Below are 18040 nucleotides of genomic sequence, written 5' to 3' on the forward strand. Positions count from 1 at the left end.
TGCGGCATAATACGTCGTGAAAAAAAATTACAAAGAATCTTTCAGTGGTGACGCGGTTTTGTCATCACAGAAAAATATAAACTTTCGCCTAATCGGGGGTTCTACTCATCACTTAAGTGACGTTTAGAATAAAACCTACAGTAACATCGGGATAGATACCATGTTGAAAAATATCAACCCAACGCAAACACAAGCGTGGAAAGCTCTAACTGCACATTTTGAGTCTGCTCAAGATATGGATATGAAAGAGCTGTTTGCTCAAGATGCAAAGCGTTTCGAGAGCTTTTCTACTCGTTTCGGTTCTGACATCTTAGTGGATTACTCTAAGAACCTAGTTGACGCTGAAACTATGCAGTACCTATTTGCTCTTGCAAACGAGACTGAAGTTAAGTCTGCAATTGAAGCGATGTTCGGTGGTGATGCAATCAACAAGACTGAAGGTCGTTCAGTTCTTCACACGGCTCTACGTAACCGTAGCGACAACCCAGTAATGGTTGATGGCAAAGACGTAATGCCTGCTGTTAACGCTGTACTAGCAAAAATGGAACTGTTCACGCACCGCATCGTTTCTGGTGAGTGGAAAGGTTACACAGGTAAAGAGATCACTGATGTAGTCAACATCGGTATCGGCGGTTCGGACCTTGGTCCATACATGGTGACTGAAGCACTAACGCCATACAAAACTCGCCTAAACATGCACTTTGTTTCTAACGTAGATGGCACTCACATTGTTGAGACACTTAAGCCGTTGAACCCAGAAACTACGCTGTTCCTAGTGGCATCTAAAACATTCACAACTCAAGAAACAATGACGAATGCACACTCTGCACGTGATTGGTTCTTGGCTGAAGCGGGTGATTCTGCACACGTTGCTAAACACTTCGCAGCACTATCAACAAACGCAGCTTCAGTAGCTGAGTTTGGTATTGATACTGACAACATGTTTGAATTCTGGGATTGGGTTGGTGGTCGTTACTCACTATGGTCTGCGATCGGCCTTTCTATCTCACTGTCTGTTGGCTTCGATAACTTCGTAGAGCTATTAGATGGCGCTCACGAGATGGATAACCACTTTGCTTCAACTGAGTTTGAAAGCAACATCCCAGTTATCCTTGCGCTTATCGGCATTTGGTACAATAACTTCCACGGCGCTGAGTCAGAAGCTATCCTACCTTACGATCAATACATGCACCGTTTTGCTGCTTACTTCCAGCAAGGTAACATGGAGTCGAACGGTAAGTTTGTAGACCGTGAAGGCAATCCGGTAGAGTACCAAACAGGTCCTATCATCTGGGGTGAACCTGGTACAAACGGCCAGCACGCTTTCTACCAACTGATTCACCAAGGCACTAAGCTGATCCCATCAGACTTCATCGCGCCTGCAATCAGCCACAACCCAGCATCTGATCACCACCAGAAGCTGATGTCTAACTTCTTTGCTCAAACTGAAGCATTAGCATTCGGTAAGACAAAAGAGACAGTAGAAGCTGAATTCTTAGCGGCTGGTAAAACAGCAGAAGAAGCAGCGGAGCTTGCTCCTTTCAAAGTATTTGAAGGCAACCGTCCAACGAACTCAATTCTTGTTAAGCAAATGACTCCTCGCTCTTTAGGTAACCTAATCGCGATGTACGAGCACAAGATTTTTGTTCAAGGCGTTATCTGGAATATCTTCAGCTTCGACCAATGGGGCGTAGAACTTGGTAAGCAACTAGCAAACCAAATTCTTCCTGAGCTTGCTGACGATGCTCAAGTAACATCTCACGACAGCTCAACGAACGGTCTAATCAACGCATTTAAAGCGCTGAAAGCTTAAGACTGTTTAAGTAACACCCAGTAATAACTGTAAACGCCAACCTTTCGGTTGGCGTTTTTTATGTCCGTTGATTTTACGGCAATAAAAAAGGCTGACGTATGTACGTCAGCCTTTCGTTTTTTTATTTACTCGATTGTCTCTATTCGAAACAGATCTCGATGAAGGCATTACCCCATTGAGATGAAAAAGGCATGATGATAATTGCTCCGTCACACTTGTGACGAATAGTGTGGCCTTTACCTGAAACAACGATCGGCGTTGCCATATCGAAATCAAATCCGCTTTCTGCAAGAATACGTTTTGCGCCGCCAGTCACCATGTTAGTGATTTCACCCACCATATCGGTCACTTCTTCGTTCAAGCCGTTCGGGCGCTCACCCAGCATGTTTTCCATGATTTCTAGGGCAAGACCTTCATCAAAGGTGATCGACATTGAACCACGAGATTGTGTACCCACCATACCAATCAGGCCGGATACATCACCACGAGCTATTTCGTCTTTCTTAACTCTCGGTTTTTGTGGCTTCAATTCTAGAGAAGCCATCGTTTTTAATACATTCATTAAAGAAGCTAAAAACGGGTTTACAAATTCAGCGCGCATAATGTTCTTCTATAATCTTATTCTTTCATATCAGAGGAGCAAGTTTGGCATACACCATGAGATTCAATAACGTGATTCGTTAATTGAAAACCGTGCTTCTCCGCGTTGTTAGCGAGTTGAGTGATAAGAGCATCGTCTTGTAGCTCTATTACTGTCCCACATTTATCGCAGATCAATAGCTGCGAAAAGTGTTGGTTTGCATTGCATGAACAGCAACATATGAAGCTGTTGGTTGACTCAACTCGATGAATGAAACCTTGTTCCAACAAAAAATCTAAAGCGCGATAAACTGTAGGAGGTTTGGCTTGCGGTTCACTCTGCTTTAATTGCTCTAACAATTCATAAGCACTGGAGGCTTTTTTATTAGAGAGGATGAGCTCAAACACACGCTTTCGTTGGGGAGTTAGTCTAACTCCTCGTGATGCGCATATCCCTTCAACTTGCTCTATCAATGTGTGGTCCAAATTTTTCACCATTCAATCGGACATCCCTAATCAAACACTATTTCTAGGTTACTTTATTTTGGGAGCCAATGATTTCTATTAAAGTCAGGTACAGAGCGTATTGTGACCCACGACTTTGAATAAGACAAGGTAACTCAAAATGACATTGTGACTCAAGGCATAACTGATTAATGAGGCTGAATTAGAGATCTGGTGAATAGGTTTATAAAAAAGTGTGAGGTAAAGTTCATATAGCACAATCAAGGCATAGCATTTACAATAGCCGACCTTGCTTTTGCTGGGTATTCCAGCATATTTTTTTGACTCGCTACTAGGTTACTTTGCCATGACACATTCATGTAGGTTGTCCGTCGCTCCAATGCTCGATTGGACTGACCGCCACTGTCGTTACTTTCACCGTTTGCTTTCTCAGCAGACTCTTCTGTACACGGAAATGGTAACCACAGGTGCGATCTTACATGGTAAGGGTGACTTTCTAGAATATAACGAGCAAGAACATCCTCTTGCACTTCAACTTGGTGGTTCAAACCCGGTTGATTTAGCGGCTTGTGCCAAGCTTGCTGGTGAGCGTGGTTACGATGAAGTAAACCTAAATGTAGGTTGTCCTTCAGACCGAGTTCAGAATGGTCGCTTTGGTGCATGCTTGATGGCTGAGCCTGAGCTGGTGGCAGATTGCGTATCGGCGATGAAAGAAGTGACTGATATTCCAATTACTGTAAAAACGCGAATTGGTATCGATGACCAAGACTCTTATGAGTTTCTGACTAAGTTTGTTTCGACAGTTTCTGAAAAAGGTGGCTGTGAGCAATTTACTATTCATGCTCGTAAAGCATGGTTGAGTGGCCTTAGCCCGAAAGAGAACCGCGAGATCCCACCGCTAGATTACGATCGTGCATACCAAATCAAGAAAGACTTCTCTGATCTTGTGATTGCTGTGAATGGTGGCATTACTACTCTTGAGCAAACTAAAGAGCACTTGCAACACCTTGATGGTGTGATGATCGGTCGTGAGGCTTACCATAGCCCGTTTATCTTGGCTGAAGTCGATCAGCAGATCTTTGGTTTAGATACGCCAATCAAGAAGCGCTCACAAGTGGTTGAAGAAATGTATCCGTACATCGAACGTGAACTTTCAAATGGTGCAAGCTTAGGGCACATCTCTCGTCATATGCTTGGTTTGTTCCAAAGCATGCCGGGTGCAAGACAATGGCGTCGCTACATCAGCGAAAATGCGCATAAGAAAGGCGCGGGTATCGAAGTGGTGCAGACAGCATTAGCTAAGATCCCTAAAGAGCTAAACGTATAACCTCCCTCTAGGTTAAAAGTTCGAGCTTAAAGCTCAAGATTTAAATCTAAGGTTAAATTCGCCATTAGAGGCTAAATTTACCATTGATGGTTTCTTTTAAAGCCACGCATTAAGATGTGTGGCTTTTTATTTGCCTGATAAATAAGGGTTTTGTTGTTTTTACTAACTTGGTATGGAAGCTGCAATGTTAGAAAGTAGGAAAGATAGGTCATTAACTCATTAGGGAGACCATTATGTTTGAATTAATCTTTGTTCTTATTTTCGTTGCCACTCTACTTGTCACTGGTATCACGTTTATGACGGTATTGGCTGCAACCGGAATCGCGTTAGCAGTCATGTTGGTTTTAGGTATGATGGGCGTCGTGTTTAAGTTGCTGCCTTGGTTAATCGTGATTGCATTGGGTATCTGGTTTTTCAAAAACTTTGTACACAGTTCTAACCAAAGACGTTACTAAGGTCATGGTGTCGTCAAATCTTTGAACGTCAGCGGTTTATCGTTTGAGAATTTAAGATGTGTGATAGAATTTTCCCCAATAATCTATGAATGTGCATACAATTAGCACAACGATATGGAATGGAGCTATCTCAAATGAATAAAATGCCATTAATTGCTTTAGTGGGAATGCTATCTTTAAGCTCGGCAGTATCTGCTGAAGAAGAGTTTTCTTACACGGCTAAAGTCGGTGCCGATATGTGGTGGGGAAGTACAAAGCTAAACGAAGTTAGACAAGATGATGATTCTAACTCTCCTTCGTTGTATTTCGCATTTGAGCATAATGCCCCGATGCTACCAAACGCTAGTTTTCGCTATACTTCTGTCGATGCGGATTCATTGGCCTTCGATAAGTACGACTACACCTTCTATTACACATTGTTAGATCACAAGCTGATGAACTTTGATGCAGGTGTGACGTTCACTCAGTACTCAAACTCTAACTACATTGAGCCTAAAACGAGTACTCAAGCAACCTTTGATGAATTTACGTGGAGCTTCTACGGTAACGCAGAGATCAACGTTCCTGACACCAACTTCGATATCATTGGTACGATGGAGTTTGGTGATAGCAGTGGTATTAAGAGCACTGACTTGATGGCGGGTGTTCAGTACCGAATTCCAGTATCAGAATCTGAAATTGCCCTGCGTGGTGGTTACCGTGTTATCGATTTAGACTCAGATGAGTTCTTTAGCTCTGATCTAGGTAAAAGCTTTGTCATGGTAGATGGTTGGTTTGCTGGCGCTGAAGTGCGCTTCTAGGCTATTCAAGCTCATTTAGAACAAATTTTAAGAACGCCACTTTATTAAGGGGCGTTTTTTTATATCTATTGATTATATCTTTCTGGAATTAGTTAGCACATTCATCACTTTCGACCATCCTTAATACAGAGAGCTAATTAGCGTCTATTCTTAAAAGGACTATGTTGTGAGGTCAAAGCAAGGGATGGAATATGACACTCAATGAATTACGAAATTTATATAGAGAAAACCTGTTAGTTGAAGCCATCATAGAGCCCTCAATTCAAGAAGGGTCTTGGGTTGTGGAGTTTCGCCATATGGGAGGTGGCTTTGTTCTGCTTACTGATGTTCATGGTGAAGAGTGCCATTACGCGGATTTAGACCTAGCATCTAAGTCGGCAATGGCGGTTGGCTTTCAGCAAGTACGTATTGAAAACCAGTAAGCCAATTTACGTTTCAATCGGTTTTTACTTCCAAAAAGTTATAAAACATACTTTTCTATTCTTTCTTGTTATTAAAAGGAGTGGTTAATCTATCGTCACGCAATGATTAGGGATGTCGTGACCATGTCTTTAAATAAGAAAGAGTCTTCACAAAATAATAATGCACAGTCTGGGGCTAATGAGCTACCTGGGCTAGCAGCACCACTTAATGACCAACAATTGGGTCATCTTCAACACACTGTTTCTGAGTTATCTTCACAGCAACTGGCATGGGTCAGTGGTTACCTTTGGGGCGTGAGCCAAGCACAGCCTGTCGGTGCAGCTGCGCCAATCGCTCAAGCGGCCGCGGCAGTAGCGGCTAAACCTGCGGGTAAGCTCAGCATTATCTTTGCTTCTCAAACAGGTAATGCTAAAGGCGTCGCTGAATCGCTTGAGGCAGAAGCTAAAGCCTTAGGAATCGCGGTCGAACTTTTCGATGCAAGTGATTATAAAGGTAAGAACTTAGCCAAAGAGACACACGTCATTTTTGTGGCTTCAACCAATGGTGAGGGCGAAGCCCCTGATAACGCTATTGAGTTGCATGAATTCCTACAATCGAAGAAAGCGCCAAAATTATCAAACCTACAATACGGTGTGATTGGTTTAGGTGACTCAAGCTATGAGTTCTTCTGCCAAACTGCTAAAGACTTCGATAACTTCCTCGCTAAGCTTGGTGCTAAATCGTTTGTTGATCGTCTTGATTGTGATGTTGATTACGAAGAGTCAGCAACGGAATGGCGAGCTAAAGCATTAGAGCAAGTAAAAGAGACGCTATCGACAGGTACTGAAGCCGATGTGGTTCAATTACCAGTAGGTCAAGCGGCTGCAGGTCATTCGCAATACACCAAACAAAACCCATACACCGCGACACTATTGACGAGCCAAAAGATCACCGGTCGTGATTCGGGTAAAGATGTTCGTCACATCGAGATTGATCTTGACGAGTCGGGTATTACTTATCAACCGGGTGATGCGCTAGGCGTGTGGTTTGAAAATAGTTCAGAACTCGCAAATCAGATCCTTTCTAAGGTTGGGTTGTCTGGTATCGAAAGTGTCGATGTCGATGGTGACAACTTATCTGTACACAGTGCACTCGTCAGTAAATTCGAGATTACATCTTCAAACCCTCAACTTGTGACTAAGTTTGCTGAGCTATCGGGCAGCAAGAAGTTAATCAAGCTGGTGGAAGATAAAGACAAGCTTCGTGAATACGCGGGTAATACTCAAGTTGTCGATGTTTTAGCTGAGAAGAAAACTAAGCTATCGGCTGATGAATTGATTGGTCTACTACGTAAGCTGACTCCGCGCCTTTACTCTATTGCATCAAGCCAAGCAGAAGTGGATGAAGAAGTTCACTTAACGGTTGGTCTGGTTGAATACCAAAAAGGCGATGAATCTCGTTTAGGCGGAGCTTCTAGCTTCTTAGCTCAACGACTTGAAGAAGGTGGTGAAGTGAAGGTGTTCGTTGAGAACAACAATAACTTCAAACTCCCACAAGACGACAATACTCCAATCATCATGGTCGGCCCAGGTACAGGTATCGCACCGTTCCGCAGTTTTGTTCAAGAACGTGAAAACAATGATGCGGAAGGCAAAAGCTGGTTGTTCTTCGGTGACCGTACCTTTACTCAAGACTTCTTATATCAAGTTGAATGGCAGAAGTACCTTAAGTCTGGCGCGCTAACCAAGCTAGATGTTGCCTTTAGCCGTGACCAAAAAGAAAAGGTTTATGTTCAAGATCGCTTAATCGAACAAGCAGAGCAGGTTTGGCAGTGGCTGCAAGAGGGCGCGTACATCTATGTATGTGGTGATGCAACTCGAATGGCAAAAGATGTTCATGAAGCGTTAGTTACGATAGCGGAAAAACATGGCAATCAGAGCCGCGAACAAGCTGAACAATATATTAATGATTTACGTAAAGCGAAACGTTACCAAAGGGATGTGTACTAATGAGCAAGCAAGTAATAGAGCAAGAAGTGCTAGGTCAAGTACTGGGACCTTTGGCTGACAATGAACGTCTGAAGCGTGAAAGTAAAAATCTTCGCGGTACGATTGAACAAGATCTTCAAGATAGAATTACCGGTGGTTTTACTGCTGATAACTTTCAGTTGATCCGTTTCCACGGTATGTACCAACAAGACGACCGTGATATTCGTAACGAACGCACCAAGCAAAAGTTAGAACCTTTGCATAATGTAATGCTACGTGCGCGTATGCCTGGCGGCATTATTACTCCTAAGCAATGGTTAGCAATTGATAAATTCGCAGATGAAAGCACCTCTTATGGTTCTATCCGTCTTACAACTCGTCAAACTTTCCAGTTCCACGGTGTGTTGAAGCCGAACATTAAGTTAATGCACCAAACACTAAACAGTATTGGTATAGATTCAATCGCTACTGCGGGTGACGTAAACCGAAATGTTTTGTGTACCACAAACCCGGTTGAGTCCGAGTTACACCAAGAAGCTTATGAGTGGGCGAAAAAGATCAGTGAACACCTATTACCTAAGACTCGTGCTTATGCTGAAATCTGGTTAGATGGTGAAAAGCTAGCAACAACGGATGAAGAACCTATCTTAGGTAGTAACTACTTACCACGAAAGTTCAAGACGACGGTTGTAATTCCTCCGCAAAATGACGTAGATGTTCATGCTAACGATCTTAACTTTATCGCGATTGCTAAAGACGGAAAGCTGGTGGGCTTTAACGTATTAGTGGGCGGTGGTCTTGCAATGACGCACGGCGATACTTCTACTTATGCACGTAAAGCTGACGACTTTGGTTTTGTGCCATTAGAGAAAACGTTAGATGTAGCGGCAGCTGTTGTGACGACACAACGTGACTGGGGTAACCGTTCGAACCGTAAGAATGCCAAAACCAAATACACACTCGATCGTGTTGGTATTGATGTATTCAAAGCAGAAGTAGAAAAACGTGCAGGCGTTGAGTTTTCTGAAAGCCGTCCTTATGAGTTTACTGGCCGTGGCGATCGTATCGGTTGGGCGGAAGGCATTGATGGTAAGCACCACTTAGCGTTATTCATCGAAAATGGTCGTTTACTTGATTTCCCGGGTAAAGCTCTGAAAACAGGTGTTGCTGAAATAGCGAAGATCCACAAAGGTGATTTCCGCATGACAGCGAACCAAAACCTCATTGTGGCGGGTGTACCTAAAAGCCAAAAGGCAAAAATTGAAAAGCTGGCACGTCAATATGGCTTGATGGATGATGCGGTTTCAGAGCAACGTAAAAACTCAATGGCTTGTGTGGCATTCCCAACATGTCCGTTAGCAATGGCAGAAGCTGAACGTTTTCTTCCTGAGTTTGTAACGGATGTTGAAGATATTCTGAAGAAACATGGATTACCTGAAGAGGATAACATCATCCTTCGTATCACGGGTTGTCCAAACGGCTGTGGTCGTGCAATGTTGGCTGAACTAGGTTTAGTCGGTAAGGCGCCGGGGCGCTACAACATGCACTTAGGTGGCAATAAAGCCGGAACTCGTATTCCTAAGATGTATAAAGAGAACATCACGTCAGCTCAGATTTTAGAAGAGATTGATTCGCTGGTGGGGCGTTGGGCTACGGAACGTACGGATAATGAAGGGTTCGGTGATTTTACAATCCGAGCTGGCATCATCGAAGAGGTGATCATTTCAAAGAGGGATCTGCATGCATAATTCTGTCGCTTCAAAATTGAAGTTAGCAGAGCTACTCGCATTGACTAAGACGGAGCAAATACTTCGTCTTGGACAAATCAATGCTGAGTTAGAGCAGCTAACCGCATTAGAAAGAGTTAAGTGGGCACTAGAACATTTAGAAGGGACACATGTTGTGTCTTCTAGTTTCGGAATCCAAGCGGCGTTGATGCTGCACTTAGTGACTCAAGCAAAACCCGATATTCCAGTTATTCTTACGGACACTGGGTATCTATTCTCGGAAACGTATCGATTTATCGATGAGTTAAGTCAGAAGTTGACTCTAAACCTTCAAGTCTTTCGCGCACAACAGAGCTCTAATTGGCAAGAAGCGCAATATGGTAAACTTTGGGAGCAAGGTATAGAAGGGATAGAGAAGTACAACAAGCTTAATAAAGTTGAACCGATGAGAAGAGCGCTGGATGAGCTCGAGGCTGGCACTTGGTTTTCTGGGTTGAGAAGAGAGCAATCTCAATCGCGTGCAAACTTGCCTATCTTATCTATCCAAAATGGTGTGTTTAAGTTCTTGCCAGTAATTGATTGGACAAATAAAGACGTTCATTATTACTTAGAAGAGCATGGTCTCAGTTACCACCCACTTCGCGAGCAGGGGTACCTTTCTGTTGGAGATACTCATACGACTAAGAAATGGGAACCGGGTATGACTGAAGAAGAAACCCGTTTCAATGGTCTAAAGCGAGAATGTGGTCTCCATGAAGACGATGGAGAGCAATATGGTTCTGGGATTTAGACTCATTGCCATTTAAAAAGCTGCCTCAAGGCAGCTTTTTTAGTTTCTAGGGGATAAAATTAAAGCAATTGTGGATAAGTCTGTGGTTATTATGTAGGTACTTTGTAGTTAAACTTGCATAAATAAGGCTTTGGGTGTTTATCCATCATCTAACCGTTATTTTTGCAATTTTCGGTAATAAACACTTGCCAATGTGAGGAACATCTCTATAATGCCGCCTCACTGACACGGTAGACGCCACAAGGCTTCAGCGAAGAATGTTAGTAAGGCAACTAGCTTTAAGCGATAATTCGCTTCTACTTTTAGAAAGTAGAAATTAATTTTCAAAAGTGTTTGACACTGAGAATTAAAACGCTAGAATGGCCGCCTCTTCCGAAGTGATGTAAGTCACAACGAAGAGAAGCTCTTTAACAATTTAAACCTATCAATCTGTGTGGGCACTCGTTGATGAATATCAAAACGTTTTATCGTTAGATAAAACAGATTCTTCGGAATCAAAATTGATTTCAATGAACTGAGTGACCAATACGTTTAACTACTTGTAGTTATTCGGCACAGTCAATTCATTACCATTCTGTTGGAATGGTAATAGCTTTAGAATTACATGTTCATTTTCGAATGAATATTAGTTTTGAAGTCAGTATTCGTTGAGTCACAAAATCTTAAATTGAAGAGTTTGATCATGGCTCAGATTGAACGCTGGCGGCAGGCCTAACACATGCAAGTCGAGCGGAAACGACATTATTGAATCTTCGGAGGATTTAATGGGCGTCGAGCGGCGGACGGGTGAGTAATGCCTAGGAAATTGCCTTGATGTGGGGGATAACCATTGGAAACGATGGCTAATACCGCATAATGCCTACGGGCCAAAGAGGGGGACCTTCGGGCCTCTCGCGTCAAGATATGCCTAGGTGGGATTAGCTAGTTGGTGAGGTAATGGCTCACCAAGGCGACGATCCCTAGCTGGTCTGAGAGGATGATCAGCCACACTGGAACTGAGACACGGTCCAGACTCCTACGGGAGGCAGCAGTGGGGAATATTGCACAATGGGCGAAAGCCTGATGCAGCCATGCCGCGTGTATGAAGAAGGCCTTCGGGTTGTAAAGTACTTTCAGTTGTGAGGAAGGGTGTGTAGTTAATAGCTGCGCATCTTGACGTTAGCAACAGAAGAAGCACCGGCTAACTCCGTGCCAGCAGCCGCGGTAATACGGAGGGTGCGAGCGTTAATCGGAATTACTGGGCGTAAAGCGCATGCAGGTGGTTCATTAAGTCAGATGTGAAAGCCCGGGGCTCAACCTCGGAACTGCATTTGAAACTGGTGAACTAGAGTGCTGTAGAGGGGGGTAGAATTTCAGGTGTAGCGGTGAAATGCGTAGAGATCTGAAGGAATACCAGTGGCGAAGGCGGCCCCCTGGACAGACACTGACACTCAGATGCGAAAGCGTGGGGAGCAAACAGGATTAGATACCCTGGTAGTCCACGCCGTAAACGATGTCTACTTGGAGGTTGTGGCCTTGAGCCGTGGCTTTCGGAGCTAACGCGTTAAGTAGACCGCCTGGGGAGTACGGTCGCAAGATTAAAACTCAAATGAATTGACGGGGGCCCGCACAAGCGGTGGAGCATGTGGTTTAATTCGATGCAACGCGAAGAACCTTACCTACTCTTGACATCCAGAGAAGCCAGCGGAGACGCAGGTGTGCCTTCGGGAGCTCTGAGACAGGTGCTGCATGGCTGTCGTCAGCTCGTGTTGTGAAATGTTGGGTTAAGTCCCGCAACGAGCGCAACCCTTATCCTTGTTTGCCAGCGAGTAATGTCGGGAACTCCAGGGAGACTGCCGGTGATAAACCGGAGGAAGGTGGGGACGACGTCAAGTCATCATGGCCCTTACGAGTAGGGCTACACACGTGCTACAATGGCGCATACAGAGGGCAGCAAGCTAGCGATAGTGAGCGAATCCCAAAAAGTGCGTCGTAGTCCGGATTGGAGTCTGCAACTCGACTCCATGAAGTCGGAATCGCTAGTAATCGTGAATCAGAATGTCACGGTGAATACGTTCCCGGGCCTTGTACACACCGCCCGTCACACCATGGGAGTGGGCTGCAAAAGAAGTGGGTAGTTTAACCTTTCGGGGAGGACGCTCACCACTTTGTGGTTCATGACTGGGGTGAAGTCGTAACAAGGTAGCCCTAGGGGAACCTGGGGCTGGATCACCTCCTTATACGAAGATACTTACGATGAGTGTCCACACAGATTGATGGTTTAGATTTAGTTAAAGCCAGAGCTTTAATTAATAACGTAAGTTATTGATTAAAGCTTTTTGCTTTATGCTCTTTAACAATTTGGAAAGCTGACTGATTGATTTACTTACGAGTAATTCAATCAAATTTAAAAGTTCTCAATGTTTATCTTTATTGATAAACACAACAAACACATTCAAGTGTCTTGTATTCGAATCAAACGTTAGTTTGATTCACAATTGAGTCCGGCAAACAGTTATCAAGAATTAACCCTTCTTGATGACAACCAAAAACCTTGGTTAGTTGCCATACGCTAAGACCCTTTCGGGTTGTATGGTTAAGTGACTAAGCGTACACGGTGGATGCCTTGGCAGTCAGAGGCGATGAAAGACGTAATAACTTGCGATAAGCCCAGATTAGGTAGTAATAACCTTTTGAGTCTGGGATTTCTGAATGGGGAAACCCACGTGCATAAGCACGTATCCTGTTGTGAATACATAGCAACAGGAGGCAAACCGGGGGAACTGAAACATCTAAGTACCCCGAGGAAGAGAAATCAACCGAGATTCCGAAAGTAGCGGCGAGCGAAATTGGATTAGCCCTTAAGCTTTTAATGATGCAGGTGAAGAGTCTGGAAAGTCTCGCAATAAAGGGTGATAGCCCCGTAACCGACACATCATAATCAGTGAAATCGAGTAGGGCGGGACACGTGATATCCTGTCTGAATATGGGGGGACCATCCTCCAAGGCTAAATACTACTGACTGACCGATAGTGAACCAGTACCGTGAGGGAAAGGCGAAAAGAACCCCTGTGAGGGGAGTGAAATAGAACCTGAAACCGTGTACGTACAAGCAGTAGGAGCACCTTCGTGGTGTGACTGCGTACCTTTTGTATAATGGGTCAGCGACTTAATTTTAGTAGCAAGGTTAACCGTTTAGGGGAGCCGTAGGGAAACCGAGTCTTAACTGGGCGTACAGTTGCTAGGATTAGACCCGAAACCAGGTGATCTAGCCATGGGCAGGTTGAAGGTTGAGTAACATCAACTGGAGGACCGAACCGACTAATGTTGAAAAATTAGCGGATGACTTGTGGCTAGGGGTGAAAGGCCAATCAAACCTGGAGATAGCTGGTTCTCCCCGAAAGCTATTTAGGTAGCGCCTCGGACGAATACTACTGGGGGTAGAGCACTGTTAAGGCTAGGGGGTCATCCCGACTTACCAACCCTTTGCAAACTCCGAATACCAGTAAGTACTATCCGGGAGACACACGGCGGGTGCTAACGTCCGTCGTGGAGAGGGAAACAACCCAGACCGCCAGCTAAGGTCCCAAAGTATAGCTAAGTGGGAAACGATGTGGGAAGGCTCAGACAGCCAGGATGTTGGCTTAGAAGCAGCCATCATTTAAAGAAAGCGTAATAGCTCACTGGTCGAGTCGGCCTGCGCGGAAGATGTAACGGGGCTAAGCTATACACCGAAGCTGCGGCTACGTACCTTAGGGTATGTGGGGTAGGGGAGCGTTCTGTAAGCCGTTGAAGGTGGTCTGTAAGGGCTGCTGGAGGTATCAGAAGTGCGAATGCTGACATGAGTAACGATAAAGGGAGTGAAAAACTCCCTCGCCGGAAGACCAAGGGTTCCTGTCCAACGTTAATCGGGGCAGGGTAAGTCGACTCCTAAGGCGAGGCCGAAAGGCGTAGTCGATGGGAAACGGGTTAATATTCCCGTACTTCTTACAATTGCGATGGGGGGACGGAGAAGGCTAGGTGGGCCTGGCGACGGTTGTCCAGGTTCAAGTACGTAGGCGGAAAGTTTAGGTAAATCCGGACTTTCATTAACGCTGAGATACGATGTCGAGCTACTACGGTAGTGAAGTCATTGATGCCATGCTTCCAGGAAAAGCCTCTAAGCTTCAGATTGTAAGGAATCGTACCCCAAACCGACACAGGTGGTCGGGTAGAGAATACCAAGGCGCTTGAGAGAACTCGGGTGAAGGAACTAGGCAAAATGGTACCGTAACTTCGGGAGAAGGTACGCTCTTATCAGTGAAGTCCCTTGCGGATGGAGCAGACGAGAGTCGCAGATACCAGGTGGCTGCAACTGTTTATTAAAAACACAGCACTGTGCAAAATCGTAAGATGACGTATACGGTGTGACGCCTGCCCGGTGCCGGAAGGTTAATTGATGGGGTTAGACTTCGGTCGAAGCTCTTGATCGAAGCCCCGGTAAACGGCGGCCGTAACTATAACGGTCCTAAGGTAGCGAAATTCCTTGTCGGGTAAGTTCCGACCTGCACGAATGGCGTAATGATGGCCACGCTGTCTCCACCCGAGACTCAGTGAAATTGAAATCGCTGTGAAGATGCAGTGTACCCGCGGCTAGACGGAAAGACCCCGTGAACCTTTACTACAGCTTGGCACTGAACATTGAACCTACATGTGTAGGATAGGTGGGAGACTATGAAACCGCGTCGCTAGATGTGGTGGAGTCGTCCTTGAAATACCACCCTTGTAGTTTTGATGTTCTAACGTCGGTCCCTGAATCGGGATTACGGACAGTGCCTGGTGGGTAGTTTGACTGGGGCGGTCTCCTCCCAAAGAGTAACGGAGGAGCACGAAGGTGGGCTAAACACGGTTGGACATCGTGTGGTTAGTGCAATGGCATAAGCCCGCTTGACTGCGAGAATAACAATTCGAGCAGGTGCGAAAGCAGGTCATAGTGATCCGGTGGTTCTGAATGGAAGGGCCATCGCTCAACGGATAAAAGGTACTCCGGGGATAACAGGCTGATACCGCCCAAGAGTTCATATCGACGGCGGTGTTTGGCACCTCGATGTCGGCTCATCACATCCTGGGGCTGAAGTCGGTCCCAAGGGTATGGCTGTTCGCCATTTAAAGTGGTACGCGAGCTGGGTTTAGAACGTCGTGAGACAGTTCGGTCCCTATCTGCCGTGGGCGTTGGAAAATTGAAAGGGGCTGCTCCTAGTACGAGAGGACCGGAGTGGACGAACCTCTGGTGTTCGGGTTGTCATGCCAATGGCATTGCCCGGTAGCTAAGTTCGGAATCGATAACCGCTGAAAGCATCTAAGCGGGAAGCGAGCCTTGAGATGAGTTTTCCCTGGCGCTATAAGCGTCCTAAAGGGTTGTCGTAGACTACGACGTTGATAGGCAGGGTGTGTAAGTGCTGCGAGGCATTGAGCTAACCTGTACTAATTGCCCGTGAGGCTTAACCATACAACACCCAAGGGGTTTTGTGGACTCAATAGAAATACCAAACGCTTGAATGAGTTTGAAGAGATATAACTTTTAAATCAGTTTTCCGAATTTTAAAATTTGCTTGGCGACCATAGCATTGTGGACCCACCTGATTCCATGCCGAACTCAGAAGTGAAACACAATAGCGCCGATGGTAGTGTGGGGTTTCCCCATGTGAGAGTAGGACATCGCCAGGCTTTAATTTCGACTTTGTCTATTTAATAGACAAGTCACCATAGAGTTCTAAGTTTTCTTAGTGTTTTATGTTGACTTTCAAAGTGGAAAGCGTATTATACGCGTCCTGCTTACGTGCTAAGGCACTGAAAGCAAAGCTCTTTAACAATTTAAACCTATCAATCTGTGTGGGCACTCGTTGATGAATATCAAAACGTTATTACTTAGGTAATGACAGTTACTTCGGTAACAAAATGATTTCAATGAACTGAGTGACCAATACGTTTAACTACTTGTAGTTATTCGGCACAGTCAATTCATTACCATTCTGTTGGAATGGTAATAGCTTTAAAATTACACTCTTTATTTATAAAGAATAGTTTTGAAGTCAGTATTCGTTGAGTCACAAAATCTTAAATTGAAGAGTTTGATCATGGCTCAGATTGAACGCTGGCGGCAGGCCTAACACATGCAAGTCGAGCGGAAACGACATTATTGATTCTTCGGAGGATTTAATGGGCGTCGAGCGGCGGACGGGTGAGTAATGCCTAGGAAATTGCCTTGATGTGGGGGATAACCATTGGAAACGATGGCTAATACCGCATAATGCCTACGGGCCAAAGAGGGGGACCTTCGGGCCTCTCGCGTCAAGATATGCCTAGGTGGGATTAGCTAGTTGGTGAGGTAATGGCTCACCAAGGCGACGATCCCTAGCTGGTCTGAGAGGATGATCAGCCACACTGGAACTGAGACACGGTCCAGACTCCTACGGGAGGCAGCAGTGGGGAATATTGCACAATGGGCGAAAGCCTGATGCAGCCATGCCGCGTGTATGAAGAAGGCCTTCGGGTTGTAAAGTACTTTCAGTTGTGAGGAAGGGTGTGTAGTTAATAGCTGCGCATCTTGACGTTAGCAACAGAAGAAGCACCGGCTAACTCCGTGCCAGCAGCCGCGGTAATACGGAGGGTGCGAGCGTTAATCGGAATTACTGGGCGTAAAGCGCATGCAGGTGGTTCATTAAGTCAGATGTGAAAGCCCGGGGCTCAACCTCGGAACTGCATTTGAAACTGGTGAACTAGAGTGCTGTAGAGGGGGGTAGAATTTCAGGTGTAGCGGTGAAATGCGTAGAGATCTGAAGGAATACCAGTGGCGAAGGCGGCCCCCTGGACAGACACTGACACTCAGATGCGAAAGCGTGGGGAGCAAACAGGATTAGATACCCTGGTAGTCCACGCCGTAAACGATGTCTACTTGGAGGTTGTGGCCTTGAGCCGTGGCTTTCGGAGCTAACGCGTTAAGTAGACCGCCTGGGGAGTACGGTCGCAAGATTAAAACTCAAATGAATTGACGGGGGCCCGCACAAGCGGTGGAGCATGTGGTTTAATTCGATGCAACGCGAAGAACCTTACCTACTCTTGACATCCAGAGAAGCCAGCGGAGACGCAGGTGTGCCTTCGGGAGCTCTGAGACAGGTGCTGCATGGCTGTCGTCAGCTCGTGTTGTGAAATGTTGGGTTAAGTCCCGCAACGAGCGCAACCCTTATCCTTGTTTGCCAGCGAGTAATGTCGGGAACTCCAGGGAGACTGCCGGTGATAAACCGGAGGAAGGTGGGGACGACGTCAAGTCATCATGGCCCTTACGAGTAGGGCTACACACGTGCTACAATGGCGCATACAGAGGGCAGCAAGCTAGCGATAGTGAGCGAATCCCAAAAAGTGCGTCGTAGTCCGGATTGGAGTCTGCAACTCGACTCCATGAAGTCGGAATCGCTAGTAATCGTGAATCAGAATGTCACGGTGAATACGTTCCCGGGCCTTGTACACACCGCCCGTCACACCATGGGAGTGGGCTGCAAAAGAAGTGGGTAGTTTAACCTTTCGGGGAGGACGCTCACCACTTTGTGGTTCATGACTGGGGTGAAGTCGTAACAAGGTAGCCCTAGGGGAACCTGGGGCTGGATCACCTCCTTATACGAAGATACCACGATGAGTGTCCACACAGATTGATTAGGTTTAGAAAGTAAAAGAGACGA

At 45.6% G+C, this 18040-nt stretch carries 10 protein-coding genes and 4 rRNA genes; 12 read left to right on the forward strand and 2 right to left on the reverse strand.

The genetic code is table 11. The features are described 5' to 3' along the window. Positions 1 to 160 precede the first annotated feature (160 nt). Positions 161 to 1813, forward strand: coding sequence for a glucose-6-phosphate isomerase (pgi, locus tag AC3CKG_RS01385; RefSeq protein WP_488528711.1), 1653 nt, complete (start codon positions 161 to 163; stop codon positions 1811 to 1813). A gap of 139 nt (positions 1814 to 1952) precedes the next feature. Here pgi and AC3CKG_RS01390 read toward each other — a convergent pair whose 3' ends face one another. Together AC3CKG_RS01390 and zur are read right to left on the reverse strand one after the other, a co-directional pair. Beyond that, a complete protein-coding gene (locus AC3CKG_RS01390; RefSeq protein ID WP_017059940.1) occupies positions 1953 to 2414 on the reverse strand; it encodes a chemotaxis protein CheX in 462 nt (153 codons plus the stop codon). A gap of 17 nt (positions 2415 to 2431) precedes the next feature. Beyond that, entirely contained in the window at positions 2432 to 2890 is a 459-nt protein-coding gene (zur, locus tag AC3CKG_RS01395; protein WP_017107163.1) for a zinc uptake transcriptional repressor Zur, read from the reverse strand. A 313-nt stretch (positions 2891 to 3203) separates the two neighbouring features. Between zur and dusA the strand changes: the two genes are divergently transcribed. From dusA to AC3CKG_RS01450, 11 genes are all read left to right on the forward strand, one after another. Beyond that, entirely contained in the window at positions 3204 to 4184 is a 981-nt protein-coding gene (dusA, locus tag AC3CKG_RS01400; protein ID WP_017107162.1) for a tRNA dihydrouridine(20/20a) synthase DusA, read from the forward strand. A 233-nt stretch (positions 4185 to 4417) separates the two neighbouring features. Then, positions 4418 to 4639, forward strand: coding sequence for an envelope stress response protein PspG (gene pspG, locus AC3CKG_RS01405; RefSeq protein WP_010434219.1), 222 nt, complete (start codon positions 4418 to 4420; stop codon positions 4637 to 4639). Positions 4640 to 4773: 134 nt separating this feature from the next. Beyond that, positions 4774 to 5439, forward strand: a complete 666-nt coding sequence (locus AC3CKG_RS01410; RefSeq protein WP_032500389.1) for a TIGR04219 family outer membrane beta-barrel protein — start codon at positions 4774 to 4776, stop codon at positions 5437 to 5439. Positions 5440 to 5630: 191 nt separating this feature from the next. Then, positions 5631 to 5861, forward strand: coding sequence for a hypothetical protein (locus tag AC3CKG_RS01415; protein WP_004735813.1), 231 nt, complete (start codon positions 5631 to 5633; stop codon positions 5859 to 5861). Between the two features lie 123 nt (positions 5862 to 5984). Continuing rightward, a complete protein-coding gene (locus AC3CKG_RS01420; protein ID WP_488528712.1) occupies positions 5985 to 7850 on the forward strand; it encodes an assimilatory sulfite reductase (NADPH) flavoprotein subunit in 1866 nt (621 codons plus the stop codon). Beyond that, positions 7850 to 9577, forward strand: coding sequence for an assimilatory sulfite reductase (NADPH) hemoprotein subunit (cysI, locus tag AC3CKG_RS01425; protein WP_102312375.1), 1728 nt, complete (start codon positions 7850 to 7852; stop codon positions 9575 to 9577). Before AC3CKG_RS01420 ends, cysI begins: the two co-directional genes overlap by 1 nt. Next, positions 9570 to 10346, forward strand: coding sequence for a phosphoadenylyl-sulfate reductase (locus tag AC3CKG_RS01430; protein ID WP_488528713.1), 777 nt, complete (start codon positions 9570 to 9572; stop codon positions 10344 to 10346). Before cysI ends, AC3CKG_RS01430 begins: the two co-directional genes overlap by 8 nt. Positions 10347 to 11010: 664 nt before the next feature. After that, positions 11011 to 12565 (forward strand): 16S ribosomal RNA (locus tag AC3CKG_RS01435). Between the two features lie 354 nt (positions 12566 to 12919). Then, positions 12920 to 15813, forward strand: a 23S ribosomal RNA gene (locus AC3CKG_RS01440). A gap of 102 nt (positions 15814 to 15915) precedes the next feature. After that, a 5S ribosomal RNA gene (rrf, locus tag AC3CKG_RS01445) occupies positions 15916 to 16031 on the forward strand. Positions 16032 to 16423: 392 nt separating this feature from the next. Next, positions 16424 to 17978, forward strand: a 16S ribosomal RNA gene (locus tag AC3CKG_RS01450). Together the 16S, 23S and 5S rRNA genes form the textbook arrangement of a ribosomal RNA operon. Positions 17979 to 18040: the final 62 nt, after the last annotated feature.

Source organism: Vibrio sp. QJM3NY_15 (assembly GCF_057785995.1).

Coding starts and splice junctions, on each gene's coding strand:
- pgi (WP_488528711.1), top strand. CDS start 161: ATGTTGAAAAATATCAACCCAACGCAAACACAAGCGTGGAAAGCTCTA.
- AC3CKG_RS01390 (WP_017059940.1), bottom strand. CDS start 2,414: ATGCGCGCTGAATTTGTAAACCCGTTTTTAGCTTCTTTAATGAATGTA.
- zur (WP_017107163.1), bottom strand. CDS start 2,890: ATGGTGAAAAATTTGGACCACACATTGATAGAGCAAGTTGAAGGGATA.
- dusA (WP_017107162.1), top strand. CDS start 3,204: ATGACACATTCATGTAGGTTGTCCGTCGCTCCAATGCTCGATTGGACT.
- pspG (WP_010434219.1), top strand. CDS start 4,418: ATGTTTGAATTAATCTTTGTTCTTATTTTCGTTGCCACTCTACTTGTC.
- AC3CKG_RS01410 (WP_032500389.1), top strand. CDS start 4,774: ATGAATAAAATGCCATTAATTGCTTTAGTGGGAATGCTATCTTTAAGC.
- AC3CKG_RS01415 (WP_004735813.1), top strand. CDS start 5,631: ATGACACTCAATGAATTACGAAATTTATATAGAGAAAACCTGTTAGTT.
- AC3CKG_RS01420 (WP_488528712.1), top strand. CDS start 5,985: ATGTCTTTAAATAAGAAAGAGTCTTCACAAAATAATAATGCACAGTCT.
- cysI (WP_102312375.1), top strand. CDS start 7,850: ATGAGCAAGCAAGTAATAGAGCAAGAAGTGCTAGGTCAAGTACTGGGA.
- AC3CKG_RS01430 (WP_488528713.1), top strand. CDS start 9,570: ATGCATAATTCTGTCGCTTCAAAATTGAAGTTAGCAGAGCTACTCGCA.